This is a genomic window from Fodinisporobacter ferrooxydans (genome assembly GCF_022818495.1).
Classification (GTDB): domain Bacteria; phylum Bacillota; class Bacilli; order Tumebacillales; family MYW30-H2; genus Fodinisporobacter; species Fodinisporobacter ferrooxydans.
On record NZ_CP089291.1, the window covers coordinates 835,452 to 850,936 of the forward strand.

Genomic DNA, 15,485 nt, shown 5'->3' on the forward strand with positions numbered 1-15,485 from the left:
GTTTAAATCTTCCGATACCCTCTGCACGATCTTTAGGAGGAGATTTTTAAAGCAGCATTGTCGGAATTCCCCATCAAAAAATGTTCAAACCGCTGTTTAGAAACTGGAGGGCCGAAAAAGTATCCTTGTCCATAATCACAGTTTTGCTTTTGCAAAGCAATGGCTTGTTCTTGTTTTTCGATTCCTTCCGCAATCACTTGCAGATTTAAATTATGTCCTAACGTAATAACTGCATTGGCAATAGAAGCATCCGACAAAACATCGCTTACGAAAGATTTATCAATCTTTAAACAATCGATAGGGAAACGCTTGAGATAGTTTAAGGAAGAATAACCCGTTCCAAAATCATCAATCGATAAATGAACCCCCAAATTTTTCAGTTGATGCAATGTTTGCACAGCTTCCTCTACGTTTATCATCAGCATACTTTCTGTAATTTCTAATTCGAGCCACTGTGGAGCTAATCCTGTTTTATCTAGAATTTTCTTCACAGTAGCAACCAAATTGTTTTGAAATTGACGAGCGGATATATTAACAGAGACTCGTAACGGAACAAAGCCGGCATCCTGCCACTCTTTATTTTGTTTACAAGCAGTATACAACACCCATTCTCCAATGGGGACAATCAGGCCTGTCTCTTCTGCAACGGATATAAATTTTAGGGGAGGAATCAACCCACGATTCGGATGCTGCCAACGGATCAATGCTTCCATTCCGATTATCGTGTTCGTCTTCAAATCTATCCGCGGTTGATAATATAAAAGAAATTCATTTTTTCAATTGCCTTATGCAAATGCTTTTCCAGTTCCAAACGTTCCAATGTGTCTGCATTCATTTCCTCAATATAAAATTGATACTGATTTTTCCCTTGTTGTTTCGCCCGATACATGGCAGTATCCGCCTTGGCAATCAACTCGTTGATATCTTGCCCATGATCGGGACTTTGACTGATTCCGATACTTACGGTCAGATACAGTTCGTTTTCTTCAAGGAAATATGGGGTTGACAATGCGCGCAGGATCGCCTCTACTTTATTTTTAATCTGATCCGACTGCGCTTCGTACAATACAAAAACAAATTCGTCGCCTCCGATACGTGCGACAATATCCCGTTCATCCGCATATACTTTCAGTCGTTCTGAAACGCATGTAAGGATTTGGTCTCCAATGTGATGTCCTAAAGAATCATTGATCAATTTAAAGCGATCCAAGTCAATATAAAGAATGGCGACTCCGATTTCTTTTTTGTAAAGTCGGGAATTTTTCATGCTATTTTTCAAGCTTCTGTGAAAAAGTTTTGAGAACTTATCATAAACAAATCGTCTATTATAAAGCCCTGTCAGAATATCTTTTTCAGAATAGAATTTGGCTTTATCATACTGTTTTCCTAGAAACCAACCAATTGTTGCATATATAATCAAAAGAATGATTTGAGAACCGGATAGATTTCCATATTTAATAACATGTCGAGTGCTCCAACCAATCGAACTACTGATCATAGCCAATAAAGCAATTATTCTGCCTGTATATTTCATTCCATCACCATTCCAGACCAATAGATAATTGGATGCCAATTATTTTTATTGTACAAGAATTTGACAGATAAGAATATATTTTTCGCTTTACAGTTTCTTGCATTCATGTCTTCGAATACATACTGTTCAGAGCCTTGTGGACGGACTCCTCATTTTTTACCAGCTTTTAAATGGCTTATAACTATTATATACTAGTAACTATCATATACTAGTATATGTTTAAATCTATAAATAATAGTGATACACTATTATCAGGATATAATTGATCCAGAAAAGGTGTGTGATCAGATTGCTTCCCGGCTTGCTGTGACACCTAAGCAGGAGCGTCTGCATCCTTTCTGCAAATCATAGGATATAAGGACGGTAAAAATGGGCAACAGACAAACTAGAACAGACGTTATCTTAATTGGTGCCGGAATCATGAGTGCGACTTTGGGTTCGCTGCTGAAAGAATTAGTACCGGACTGGGAAATTACAGTGTTTGAGAGGCTCGCAAACGCAGGTGAGGAAAGCTCTAACGAATGGAATAATGCGGGAACGGGGCATTCGGCACTGTGCGAGCTTAACTACACCCCCGAAAAACCGGACGGATCCATAGATATTAGCAAAGCTATAAAAATTAATGATCAGTTTCAGGTTTCAAAGCAGTTTTGGTCCTATCTTGTAAACAGCAATCTGATACGTAATCCGCGTGACTTTATCATGCCATTGCCTCATATGAGTTTGGTACAAGGGGAAAACAATGTAGCGTTCTTGAAAAAACGTTTTAAAGCACTTTCAAACAATCCTCTGTTCCAGGGGTTGGAATTTTCTGATGATCCGAAAAAATTGAAGGAATGGATTCCGCTTATTATGGAAGGCCGCACATCGAATGAACCTATAGCGGCAACAAAAATCGACTCAGGAACTGATGTCAACTTTGGCGCTTTAACACGCATGTTGTTTGACCACTTAAAGAGTAAAAACGTCGATATAAAATTCAAACATAATGTTGATGATATAAAACGTACCAGCGACGGCTCATGGGAATTGAAAGTGCGGAATATCGATAGCGGCACCGTCGAACGCGTGACTTCAAAATTCGTCTTTATCGGCGGCGGTGGAGGAAGCCTGCATTTGCTGCAAAAATCCGGTATTCCTGAAGGGAAACATATTGGAGGATTCCCGGTAAGCGGACTATTTATGGTGTGCAATAATCCGGATGTTGTAGCGCAGCATCATGCAAAAGTATACGGTAAAGCTAAGGTTGGTGCTCCTCCAATGTCTGTTCCGCATCTTGACACAAGATTTATCGACAATAAAAAATCGTTGCTCTTTGGACCGTTTGCCGGCTTCTCGCCAAAGTTTTTAAAAAACGGTTCAATGTTTGATTTGTTAACTTCCGTAAAAACGGATAATCTCGTAACTATGTTGGCAGCAGGCGCAAAAAACGTTCCATTGACAAAATACCTGATCGAGCAAGTTATGTTATCGAAAGAAAAACGCATGGAAGAGTTACGGGATTTTGTCCCGAACGCCAAAAGCGAGGATTGGGATATAGTGGTAGCGGGCCAACGTGTGCAAGTTATCAAAGATACTGCTGCCGACGGCAAAGGAACGCTTCAATTTGGTACGGAAGTCATTAGTGCCGCTGATGGCTCGATAGCTGCATTGCTTGGCGCTTCTCCGGGTGCTTCTACCGCCGTTTTCGTCATGCTTGAGTTAATAAAAAAATGCTTCCCGCAACATATAAAAGCGTGGGAACCGAAAATAAAAGAAATGATTCCTTCTTATGGCGTGTCACTATTGAAAAACCCGGAGCTTTTCCACGAAATTCATAGTTCAACAACGCGGACGCTTGGTCTAAGCAAAAACTTGCCGTTACAGATAGCACGCCGAAGCGTATCATAAGTAACGGCCTACACCCGCGGCAACGTAAAGGAAAAATCGCTGCCTTTGCCATAGACGCTGTACACATGTACCTTGCCTTTATGGGCTTCGACGATATGTTTTACGATCGCCAGACCAAGTCCTGTTCCGCCGGATTTGCGGGAACGGGTCTTGTCTACCCGGTAAAACCGTTCAAATAGACGGGGAATATCACTCTCTGGAATCCCGATGCCCGTATCTTTGACGTGAACCGTATACGTATCCGGCTGCTCTTCGATCCACACCTCAATCGAGCCGCCTTCACCCGTATATGCGATTGCATTGCTGATCAGATTGATGAGGACTTGGGAAATGCGGTCGGGATCCACATGCACACATACATCGGATTCGAGCGATGTGTCTGATGAAGCGCGCCCCAAAACGCCTCGATATGCAAGCGCGATGCCAGCCCGCTGCGCATGATGCTCCAGCTTGTAAACAGTATCTTCAATCAATTGCTCCAGATTGATCGTGACTTTATCGAGGATCGTCTGTTTCGATTCGATTCTCGACAGATCCAGCAAATCTGCAATCAACCGGGTCATGCGTTCCGACTCATCGTTAATGATCGTAATGAATGCTTTTGCTGTCTCCGGGTCATTGAGCGCTCCATCCAGCAACGTCTCTGCGAATCCTTTCACTGCTGTAACCGGCGTTCGCAATTCATGAGAGACATTTGCCACGAATTCGCTGCGCATCCGTTCCATCCTGCGCCACTCGGAAACATCATGCAAGACGACCACCGCAGCGATTACATTTTGATAGACGTCCAGAATCGGCGTAATGTTCACTTCCACCGTCCGGTCGGATGGTACATGAAAGTGGATCTCCTGCTTGTGATGGCGGGCATAGAGAATGGCATCATCGACCAATGAACTCATGCCGTAATTGTGGCCGACTTCCCAATGCCATTTGTTGTTCAAAAAAACGACAGAATATCCGAACATGTTGGCGGCCGACTCATTGGCGTATGTGATTCTGCCCGAGCGATCCACGACGATGACACCTGCGACCATGCTGCTTAAAATGCTTTCCAATTTTGTTTTTTCGTATGTGACCGTTTCCAGCTGTTCACTCAAACGTGCAGCCATGTGATTGACCGCTTGCGCAAGTGTCGCGAGTTCCCCTTTGCCCCGATAGCGGACACGCTTGGACAAATTGCCTTCCGCGACTTCCTTCGCCACATTGGTGATGTCTTCAATCGGCTTCGCGATCACATAGGCCACCCGCCATGTCATGAAAATCGCCAACACCGCCACAACGAATGCACCCAAACCAACCCGCTCCGTCAACCGCTGCAACTGCAAATGAATGGCATCAACCGGAGTGGAGATTTGGACATACCCGTTGATATGACCATCGATACGAATCGGAACCGCAACATACAGTGCTTCCACATTGGACTTTGGGACAAACCGGATCGCCGAACCGTAAGAATGGGATTTGGCTTCCACGACTTCCGGATTTTTGGCATGGTTTTCTCCGTCCATTTGGACAGGATACGTGCTGTTCATCACATTCCCATTCGCATCGAGGATGGTGACATCTTCATTTGTCTTGTTCTTCAGCCGCTGCACCAACTTGGTCAAACTATCCGATTTGTCCTCCGGCGTGATCGCCGATGAAATGAATAACGCTTCCTGGCGCAAATGATCTTTGACTGTATCCATATACATACTCTCTAAAAACTGCATGACATAGATGCCGAAGATGCCGAGTGCGATTAAAATCACGACAATATAGGTGAACATGACTTTTGAGCGAATCCCGCGAATCATCGTTTATCCCCTCTACTCGTGTTCTACCAATTTATAACCGACGCCCCGTACGGTTTTTATAAAGATCGGATTGCGGGGGTCCCGTTCCACTTTGTCGCGCAAATGGGAGATATGCACATCTACGATTCGGGTATCTCCCGCGAATTCATAGCCCCATACTTTATCCAACAACAAATCGCGGCTTAACACGCGGCCCATATTCTTGGCCAAATACAACAATAGTTCAAATTCCCGCGGCGTCAGCTCGATATGCTTGCCGTATGCCATCACTTCATATTTGTTGGCGTCTACTACAATATCCCCGCATTTTAAAATGCCATTTTTGACATTTGCCTCCGTATCTCCGGATCGGCGCAGCACCGCTTTCACCCGTGCCACCAATTCCCGCGGACTAAAAGGCTTTGTCACATAATCGTCCGCACCCATCTCCAGACCGAGAACGCGGTCGATCTCATCGTCTTTGGCCGTCAACATGATAATCGGCACATTGATTCCCTCTTTGCGCATCCGCCGGCACAATTCCATCCCATCGATTTCCGGCAGCATCAAATCCAAAATAATCAGATCCGGCTGTTCCTGCTTTACAATCTCCATTCCCTGTTTTCCGTTATCTGCTGTAAAGACTTCAAATCCAGCTTGCTGAAACGTGTAAGTAATCAACTTTACAATAGATTCTTCATCATCAACGACAAGAACGCGATTTGCCATTCCAGCATGACCTCCATCATTTTTCTTAACATTCTCTCCGCAATCGTTCGGCAAGATTGGTGTAGCGGTGTGCGATTTTCGATGTGGCGATTGCCCTTTTCACGGCTGCCTCCTGCCCGACGATGACGGCAAGCCGGCGCGCCCGCGTCAGAGCTGTATAAAACATTTGCCGCTGCAAAAGAATGGCATGCTCCATGACCATCGGCAAAATCACGATCGGATACTCACTGCCCTGACTTTTGTGAATCGTCATTGCATACGCATGCTGCAACATGTCAAACTCGTGCTGTTCATATTCGACCGTTCGCTGATCCGGGAAAAGAACTGTCATCCGCCCATCTTCCGCATCCACATCGACAATTCTGCCAATATCGCCATTGAACACGTCTTTCTCGTATTCGTTTTTGGTTTGCAATACTTTGTCTCCGATCCGAAAGGTGATCCCTTGTGCGCGAATTTCCCTTTTCCCATGTGCGAACGGATTGATCGCTTCCTGCAGCAAATGATTGAAACGTTCCACACCAAACCGCCCTTTGCGCATCGGCGCCAACACCTGAATGTGTTCATAACTGTCATAAGGATCATCCAATTGTAAAAAGGCCGGCAAGCGAGTACGCACCAGTTCAAGCAGCAGTTGTTCCATTTGATCCAGATCATGGACCGGCAGAAAAAAACAGTTATCCTCCCTGCCGCCCTTCCGAATCATCTGTCCATGTAAAACGCGATAGGCATTTTCCACAATTAGACTTGCCTGCGCTTGACGAAATACTGTCGTAAGTGTGACGGAAGGCACTGTTTTCGAATCGAGCAAATCCTTTAAAATCTGGCCGGGACCTACCGACGGCAGTTGGTTTTGATCGCCGACCAACAACAAGCGGCCATGTGGCGGCAGGGCCCGCAAGAGATAATAAAACATCTGCAAATCAAGCATGGATACTTCATCGATGATGAATAAATCGCCATCAAGAGGATGATTGGCATGGCGGGCAAATTGTCCCCCCGCCCCTTCTACTTGTCCATACTCCAAAAGCCGGTGGATCGTCTTTGCTGGGGCCCCTGTCGTCTCCGTCAAACGCTTGGCTGCCCGTCCGGTCGGAGCCGCCAAAACGGTCTGCCAGCCCAATTGCAGGGCCACCTGCAGGATCGCCCGGATCGTGGTGGTTTTTCCTGTCCCAGGTCCGCCTGTCAAAATCAGCACAGGTGTGGAAAATGCCTCTGTGACTGCCTGCATTTGCTCGGAAGACAAAAGAGATTCCACGGATTGATCGTGTTGTATGCATTCCGCACCGGCAAATCCCTGGCCTGGTCCCTGGATTTTATCGAAAAACCATTGTGCCACATATTCCTCCATCGCCAGATAGGGCCGCAAATATACAGAAAGCCGACCGGTTGCGTCCCGCTCGACTGCTAACTCTTTGATTTGTTGCATGAGGGAAAACGCCTCATCCGCGTGCAAGTGGGGGACTTGCAATTCTGTACGAACCTTGGCAAACAAGCTATCAAAGGGCATACATACATGACCGTCATCCAGCGCTTGTTGCAGCAAATACGCGATTCCTGCCCGAATCCGCTCAGGCGAATCATGTGGAATGCCAAGTGTCTTGGCGATTTTGTCTGCAGTCCGAAAGCCGATGCCGCTGACATCTGTCGCCAACCGGTAGGGTTGATGCTGCAAAATACGGATCGCTTCTTCGCCATACGTTCGGTACAATTTCAACCCAAGCGCCAAGCCAATCCCATAGGATTGCAAAAACACCATCAAGCGCTGCACATGCTGATGTTCTTTGTAGCTTTGTGCAATCTTCTCCCCTTTGGCTGGGCCGATTCCCGGGATGCTCTGCAAGTCCTGCGGAGAATGCTCCATTACTTGAAACACGCGCTCGCCAAATGCGGCCATCAACTTTTTTGCGGTTGACGGGCCGACTCCGCGCAACAATCCGCTAGCCAGAAACTTTTCCATGCCTTCCTGTGTGGAAGGCGGCAAAAATTCCAGCGAACAAGCTTCAAACTGCTTCCCGTATTGGGAATGCTGCACCACCTTGCCGACAAATCAGTACTCCTGTCCTACCAACACATCGGGCAATGTACCCACGACTGCTATTTCTTCCCTGGAGCCGCTCTGCTGTACTTTTATTACACGATAACCCGTTTGCGGATTCTCAAACGTAATCCGGATGACTGTTCCTGCAACAGATTCCATTTCACCTGCCATCCGGATTCCTCCTTTTACGAGTAAACGTCATTTCCTGTTACGGATTCAGATCTTACTGATTCAAATCTTCTCGCACACCTGTCGCAATATAGACAACACTTTCACCGATATTGGTGGCATGATCGGCAATTCGCTCGATGTAGCGCCCGGCGAACAACAATTGCATAAATTGTTGCGCATGTGCGGCCTGTTTTGGAACGGCTTCAAGGATTTCGCCGACGATATGTTTGTACATTTTGTCCACTTGATGATCATCTTCGCACATTTTTTTCGCCAACCGGATATCTTCATCAATATACGCGCGAATACTGTCGCGAATCATTTGCTGGGCAATCCGCGCCATATTGGGGATATCCACCAACGGTTTGACAAGTGTCTCCCCGTCCAGCCGCTTCGTCACTTTGGCAATATCGACAGCCAAGTCGCCAATTCGCTCCAGGTCGCTTGCGATGCGGATGGCTGAAATAATCTTGCGCAGATCTGTGGCAACCGGCTGCTGTGTCGCGATTAATGTAGCACATTGGCTGTCGATCTCCTGCTCCATTTTATTGACCAATCGGTCATCGGCAATAACTTCCAAAGCAAGGGGAACTTGCAGCTCTTTTAATGATTGTGTTGCTTTTGCCAGTGATTCTTCAACGAGAACACCCATTTTTGTCAAATTTTGCTTTACGTCACGCAATTGTGCGTCAAAGTGTTGGCGGTTGCTGATCATTCCAAGTACCCCTTTCTCATTAGCCGAAACGGCCTGTAATGTAATCTTCTGTACGTTTGTCTTGCGGACTTGTAAACAGATCTGTGGTTTTGCCGTATTCGATCAATTCCCCATTTAAGAAAAACGCCGTTTTATCGGCAATCCTTGCTGCCTGCTGCATATTGTGCGTGACAATGACAATCGTATAATCGCTTTTCAATTGATCTACTAATTCTTCAATCCGTAATGTCGAAATCGGGTCAAGGGCGGATGCCGGTTCATCCATCAATAATACTTGCGGTTCGATCGCCAAGGCGCGGGCAATGCACAACCGCTGCTGCTGGCCTCCCGACAAGCTCATGCCGCTGGCATGGAGACGGTCCTTGACTTCTTCCCACAAAGCTGCCATGCGCAAACTTTTTTCCACCCGCTCCTGAATTTCCGATTTGTTGCGAATGCCGTTGATTTTCAAACCGGCAGCCACATTTTCAAAAATCGACATCGTGGGAAACGGATTCGGTTTTTGAAAGACCATGCCAATCGTACGGCGTACATCGACAGGATCCAATGAATAAATGTCCTGATCGCCCAACTTGACATCGCCGGTAACCTTGGTGCCGCCAATGGATTCATGCATCCGATTTAAACACCGGATGAATGTTGACTTGCCGCAGCCGGACGGTCCGATGATGGCGGTCGCCTCATTTGCCGCAATATCCATGGAAATACCTTTTAATATATGCAAAGCCCCATACCAGGCTTGTAAATCACGCACAGTAATTTGTCGTTCCATAATCCACCTCGAATAAAAAAGTACGATCATTGAGTCAATTTGAAGTATGCTGCAAGAAACCCGGGATTGTGCTATCTTAGCATAACCGTTTATATATTGTCCTATTTTTAAATGGTTGCGTATCCTCCGGAATTTCTTATTTTTAAACGTACCATAAATATTCGGAGAATGGAACTTCGCAGATAAAATCCGTCATTTTCATTGTGGTGAAACCGACAAGAACATTCATTTGCACACAGGTCATTTGCTTCTAACATGTATCTGCCCCCTTGCAGTAGTAAAATCCTTTCATCCATTCATACAAACCACACGACAAGCACGGAGATCTGCCCCTCCCCGTGCTTGTCGTGTATCTTCGAAAATTCCCAACAAAACTATATCATGTTTAAGCATATTGTGTTTAAGCATTCTACCGAAATTTTTTAGGATTCTATCAAAAACTTTACGCATTCCATCAAAACGCAGTAAAATCGTCCTATCACATAACCAGCCTATACGATCACAAATTTTAAGATTGTCCTTTTTATCGTACTATGCAAATGTCAAGAAAATATGTTGATATTGTTAACGAATTGTAAATTGCTTTATTGCACTTTGAAGCGACCGGTCAAATTTTGCAGTTGTTCTGCCATTTCACTCAGGGATGAAGCGGATAAAGCAATCTCTTCCATGGAAGCGGATTGGCCTTCATTGGAAGCGGACAAGGCCTGCATGGCTTCCGAAGAAAGTCTGGATACATTGGTGATTGTATATGTCCGTTCCTTTAGCTGTTCGGTGCTTAACGACATTTGCTGCAAGGCTGCCGAAACTTCCCGGATCTCGCCAACCACCACTTGAACTCCCCGCTTGATCCGTTCAAATGAATCTCCGGCTGCGTTCACTCTGTTTAAACCTTCCGCGACTTCCTTTGTGCTGATTTCTGTCGATTTCACAGCTTCTCGCGTTTCTTCCTGAATCATATGTATGATGGCAGAAATCCGTTTTGCAGATGATACCGATTGTTCCGCGAGCTTTCTCACTTCCCCTGCCACCACGGAAAATCCACGCCCGCTATCTCCTGCCCTTGCCGCCTCAATCGCCGCATTTAGAGCAAGCAGGTTTGTTTGATCCGCAATACTCGTGATGACATCGACAATCTGCCCAATCTCGATGGAACGCTTGGACAGATCCTGAACCGTACTTGCCAATCCCGCCACACTTTGATGAATGGAATGCATTTGCTGTATGACAAGCTGGATCGACATATTTCCATTAAATGCGATTTCGGATGCTTCCGTTGCAGATGACGATACAATTTGTGAATTCTGTGCAATTTTCTGGATTTCGTTCTTGATATCTGTAACAATCTGCACCACTTTCTCAAGATTTTGCACCTGACGTTCTGCACCAGAAGCCGTTTCCTGAATGGTTGCTGTCACTTGTATGGCAGTTTTGCTGTTTTCCTCCGCAATCGCCGCCAACTCTTCCGATGATGCCGCTACTTGGTCTGACACGCCGCTAATTTCGGATATTAAAGTTTTCAATGAGAGCACCATTTCATTAAATGCACTGCCAAGTTTTCCGATTTCATCCTTTGTGCGTATTTCTTCCAATTTTGTAAAATCTCCCGCACCAATGCGTTCGGCATTCCCCACTAGTCTCTTCAGCGGCTTCACCATTCGTCTTGTCAATATCCACCCTGCCAAAAGCGCGACAAGAAGCAACAGTCCGCCGATTGCAAAGGATTCATTGCGCAAGGCGTTTTCCTGGGCCACAAGATTGCTTACCGGAACCCCGACAAACCACATGCCGATAATCTTTTCCTGACCATCCTTGATCGGTTCATACGCCGTCTGATAAATATGTCCGGCGATCGTCGCTTGACTGATATAACTTCTGCCTTGCCGCAATACCGCCTGTACAACCTCCGGCGGCGCTTTGATGCCTGTCGCATAGTTCCCGGCATTTGTGCGAATCGTAGTGGCAATTGCGGTATTCCCTTGATACACGGCGATGGAATCCCCAATTTCCTGCCCGAGCATGTTCACTACAGAATCGTTATTGTTAAATACAAAATCTCCCTTCCACAATTTCCCGCCAATGATGCTCCAATTGCCATTGTACTGATTATTGATCAAAGTCAGTCCCACTTTGACATCTGACTGCAGTTTGGTTAGGCTGGACTCTGTAATCACCTGATTGATCCTTGTCAAACCGAGAATGCTTAATGTAATTGTAATAACAATCGCCATGATGCATAACATTCCCAGCACCTTAAACTCCATGCCGAGAGTCATAAACCCTTTCCAAGCACCCATAAACTTCATTCGTCCACGCAATCGAGCCGGAATGTTTCGCAATACTTCTACTATTTTTCGTTTCAACATGTGTCCACCCCTTAATGAAGCAATGTCTGACCACCCGGAACACCAGCATCTCCATTGTGTTGCAGCAAATCTCATCAACAAACATTGTCAAATGTCATCGTAACATGTACAGATTGTATTACCGTAAAGCAATATTAAATTTTGTGTAAAGAGAAACGCGATCGGATAAAGAGAACCTTGAATCAGGTGGAGTTTTTTGCTATCGGATAAAAAATAAGAAATGGCGTGAAAATTGACAGACAATTTACACGCCATTCCTCATACGATTATAGGTTGTCTCAAATATATCTATTCTACTATTATTTTAGCAGTAGTTGTTATTTCATCGCACCTGAAGAGCGGTTCACCAATGTTCGAACTACCAGATGAATCAACAGAATGATCACCAACAGCACAAAGGCAGCACTATATGCCAATTCTCTCGCCTGCGGGTATGGCTGATCAATATATGTCCATACTACATATGTGAGATATCCCACCTGATGGCCTGTCAGTTGTCCGGACGGATTAAAGGAAGACCAACCGGCTGTGTATAAGAGCGGAGCCGTTTCCCCCATCCCGATCGCCACAGCCAAAAGCACCCCGGTAGCGATGCTGCCTCCGACCGGTTTCCAGACAACGCGGGAAATTGCCTGAAATTTCGTCATGCCAAGCGCCCATGCGCCTTCTCGCAATGCAAGAGGAACCTGCTGCAAGCTGGATTCTGTCGTACGCAAGATATACGGCAGCATGATGATCGTCAGTGCAATGCCGCCGGCCAGCGCAGAGAAACCCCAGCCCCATCTCAGCACCATCAGCAGGTAGCCAAAATAACCGATCACAATGGAAGGCACGCCCGACAGTACTTCCGTCAAAAAACGAATGACGTTTGCCGTCTTTCTGCGAGCAAATTCGGACACATATATGCCTCCCAGAATCCCCAAAGGTGCGGCAATGATCGTCGAGATGATAATCAGTTCAAATGTTCCCAAAATCGCGTTTTGCAGTCCGCCGGCGATTCCGTGTGTGACAGTTGTCAGCATATCCGGCCGGAACGATATGACGCCTTTGTAAAGAATGGTTCCCAATATATCAAGAAGTCCAAATAATACGAATGCGGTTGCCAGCCATGCGAATGACCAGCCGATCTTCGAACTCCACTTCCTTCGTTTCGAATATGTCGATATCATGCTTTTACCCCCATGCCGATTTTGCTGCCCCGACTTTTACGATTCACAAGCAACCGGGCAGTCAGGTTGGTAATCAGCGTCAACGCCATAAGTATGAGAGCCAATTCCGAGAGCGCATAAACCGCCATATGAGATGCATCCGTAAGTGCGCTGTCCAATTGATCGGCAATGATCGCAGCCATCGTGGATATAGGGCTATAGATATTATGCGGCAAATAGTTGACCGCACTGCCGCTGACCATAAGTACCGCCATGGTTTCCCCCATTGCTCTTCCCCAACCGAGTGCAATGGCGCCAATCAAACCTTCTTTGATATATGGGACACAAATGAGCCGGACGACTTCCCAGCTCGTCATGCCAAGACCGATCCCCCCTTCACGGTACAAAGCGGGCACTTGCAACAACAAATCCCTTGTGGTAGCGGTAATGATAGGAATGATCATCAGCGCGAGGACGAGCCCGCTTGTCAAAAGTCCCATCCCGGTTCCTACAGGCCCTTTAAAGAACGGAAGAATGGTACCAAGATTGATCAATATGGGACCCAATTGACGGCTTACCCATGGAGCCAATACAATAATCCCCCACAAACCGAATACGACACTCGGTATGCCGGAAAGCAATTCCACTACGATCGACAAGGCAGACCGCATGATTCCCTGAACTTTGTATGCCAAAATCACTGCTGTGAGTACAGAAATCGGGACGGCAATCACGAGTGCGATTACAGACGAAAAAATCGTACCGACAATAAACGGCAGCGCCCCATAGGATGCCCCGGCAGGTGCTGATACACCGTTTTTTGTCATCATTGCACCATACATATTCCCCATATTCCATGTGATTCCTGTAATAAAATGCCATCCCATCAGACGTATGCTGGGAATCGACTCAATAAAAACCATGACACCGATGGCCACAAGAAACAGAACTGGGCTACCGGCACATATGCCGGTAGCCAATCGAAACAGCTTGTCTGCTATCTTGGAGCCTGATTTAACCTTAAACATCCTATCAGCTCCCGAAAAACGTATGTTTCTATTATATAGGATCTATATATTAACCGCCAATTTTTTCGATTTGCGCCTTGCTCTTCGGTTCAACACTAGCAGGAAGCGGCAAGAATTGAACTTTTGTCATATATTCCGCTTTGTTACCGCCTTTTGTATCGATCGCCCAGTTCAAGAACTTCTTCAATGCCGCTGCCATATCTGCAGGCTGTTTTGTGTTCACGATCGCGTATTCGAAGTTGATGATCGGATAGGATGTAGCTCCCGGTGCATCGATCAAGGAAATCCGCTCGTCATCAGGCACTTTGCTTACCATCGCATTGACTGCCGACTGAATATTTGCCGATGTAGGAAGCACGAACTTGCCATCTTTGTTTTGCAAACTTGCATATCCCAATCCCTGTTGCGTTCCTTTGTCCAACCAGCTGATACCTACATAGCCGATGCTGTACTTGTTGTTGGCAAGCTGTTGAACGACTCCGTCGTTGCCTTTTGCACCGATTCCGCCTTGTACGGATGGCCAGGAAACGCTCGTTCCAAAGTTGACTTTTTGTTTCCAGGTGCTGTTCGTATCTGTCAAATACTGTGTGAACAAGAATGTATCGCCGCTGCCGTCAGAACGATGGACAGGAATGATTTGCTCGTGCGGCAATTTTACTCCTTTGTTCAAATCTGCGATCGCAGGGTCATCCCAATATTTCACTTGACCGAGGAATATTTTCGCCAATACATCGCCGCCCAAATTGAGGTGTTGGTCTTTTCCCATGCCAGGAAGATTATACATGATCTGTTGCGCAGAAATTGCCAAAGGTATGTTAAGTATGGAAGGATTTTGTTTCATTTGAGCATCAGACATAAAAGCGTCGGAAGCACCGATTTGTACAGTGCCGGCGATTGCTTGCGAAATGCCTGCACCGCTCCCCGTAGATGCAGCAGAAATGCTCACATTCGGATCTACGGATTTATATGCGCTGATCCATTGTCCGTTAAATAAAGGATAGAGTAAGGATGATCCCGTTTCGTTGATCGTTACAGCCGCTGACTTGCTTCCCGTTGCAGCGCCTTGTTTCGTCGTATCTGCTTGTTGACCTTGATTTTGTGTTGCTGCGCCGCATCCGGCAGTTGCTGCAACAGTTGTAAGAACTAATGCAACTTTGACCCACTTTGCTACACGATTCGACTTCATATGATTTGTTTCCTCCTCATCTCCGGTTGAATTGTTTTTCTGTTCTAGTGTGTCCAACCGTAATTAGAGTATCAGTTTTTTATGAAAGTGTCGTAAACCTAACGTAAAGGTTTTGTAAATTTATTTGCGT

At 46.0% G+C, this 15,485-nt stretch carries 13 protein-coding genes; 1 reads left to right on the plus strand and 12 read right to left on the minus strand.

Annotation, left to right across the window (positions count from 1 at the left end):
• Positions 1-32 precede the first annotated feature (32 nt).
• Positions 33-713: a putative bifunctional diguanylate cyclase/phosphodiesterase gene (locus tag LSG31_RS04010; RefSeq protein ID WP_347438119.1), complete on the minus strand. Its 681-nt coding sequence runs from the start codon at positions 711-713 to the stop codon at positions 33-35.
• 26 nt (positions 714-739) lie between these two features.
• Positions 740-1,534: a diguanylate cyclase domain-containing protein gene (locus LSG31_RS04015; protein ID WP_347438120.1), complete on the minus strand. Its 795-nt coding sequence runs from the start codon at positions 1,532-1,534 to the stop codon at positions 740-742.
• A 369-nt stretch (positions 1,535-1,903) separates the two neighbouring features.
• Between LSG31_RS04015 and LSG31_RS04020 the strand changes: the two genes are divergently transcribed.
• On the plus strand, positions 1,904-3,424 hold the full coding sequence (locus LSG31_RS04020; protein WP_347438121.1) for a malate:quinone oxidoreductase: 1,521 nt from the start codon (positions 1,904-1,906) through the stop codon (positions 3,422-3,424).
• 8 nt (positions 3,425-3,432) lie between these two features.
• Here LSG31_RS04020 and pnpS read toward each other — a convergent pair whose 3' ends face one another.
• The 10 genes from pnpS to pstS form a co-directional block, all read right to left on the minus strand.
• Positions 3,433-5,220, minus strand: coding sequence for a two-component system histidine kinase PnpS (gene pnpS, locus LSG31_RS04025; RefSeq protein WP_347438122.1), 1,788 nt, complete (start codon positions 5,218-5,220; stop codon positions 3,433-3,435).
• A 12-nt stretch (positions 5,221-5,232) separates the two neighbouring features.
• A complete protein-coding gene (locus LSG31_RS04030; RefSeq protein WP_347438123.1) occupies positions 5,233-5,928 on the minus strand; it encodes a response regulator transcription factor in 696 nt (231 codons plus the stop codon).
• A 25-nt stretch (positions 5,929-5,953) separates the two neighbouring features.
• Positions 5,954-7,966, minus strand: coding sequence for an SF1B family DNA helicase RecD2 (recD2, locus tag LSG31_RS04035; RefSeq protein WP_347438124.1), 2,013 nt, complete (start codon positions 7,964-7,966; stop codon positions 5,954-5,956).
• A gap of 12 nt (positions 7,967-7,978) precedes the next feature.
• Complete coding sequence (locus LSG31_RS04040) at positions 7,979-8,140, minus strand: YrrC family ATP-dependent DNA helicase (RefSeq protein ID WP_347438125.1); 162 nt, start codon at positions 8,138-8,140, stop codon at positions 7,979-7,981.
• Between the two features lie 52 nt (positions 8,141-8,192).
• A complete protein-coding gene (gene phoU, locus LSG31_RS04045) occupies positions 8,193-8,855 on the minus strand; it encodes a phosphate signaling complex protein PhoU (RefSeq protein WP_347438126.1) in 663 nt (220 codons plus the stop codon).
• A 19-nt stretch (positions 8,856-8,874) separates the two neighbouring features.
• Complete coding sequence (gene pstB, locus LSG31_RS04050; protein WP_347438127.1) at positions 8,875-9,627, minus strand: phosphate ABC transporter ATP-binding protein PstB; 753 nt, start codon at positions 9,625-9,627, stop codon at positions 8,875-8,877.
• Positions 9,628-10,211: 584 nt separating this feature from the next.
• Positions 10,212-11,993 (minus strand): methyl-accepting chemotaxis protein, encoded by a 1,782-nt coding sequence (locus LSG31_RS04055; RefSeq protein WP_347438128.1) that lies wholly within the window; start codon positions 11,991-11,993, stop codon positions 10,212-10,214.
• A 317-nt stretch (positions 11,994-12,310) separates the two neighbouring features.
• A complete protein-coding gene (gene pstA / locus LSG31_RS04060) occupies positions 12,311-13,162 on the minus strand; it encodes a phosphate ABC transporter permease PstA (RefSeq protein WP_347438129.1) in 852 nt (283 codons plus the stop codon).
• On the minus strand, positions 13,159-14,169 hold the full coding sequence (gene pstC / locus LSG31_RS04065; RefSeq protein WP_347438130.1) for a phosphate ABC transporter permease subunit PstC: 1,011 nt from the start codon (positions 14,167-14,169) through the stop codon (positions 13,159-13,161). Before pstC ends, pstA begins: the two co-directional genes overlap by 4 nt.
• Positions 14,170-14,218: 49 nt before the next feature.
• Positions 14,219-15,355 carry a phosphate ABC transporter substrate-binding protein PstS gene (gene pstS / locus LSG31_RS04070; RefSeq protein ID WP_347438131.1) on the minus strand — a complete coding sequence of 379 codons (1,137 nt, stop codon included), beginning with the start codon at positions 15,353-15,355 and terminating at the stop codon, positions 14,219-14,221.
• Positions 15,356-15,485 lie beyond the last annotated feature (130 nt).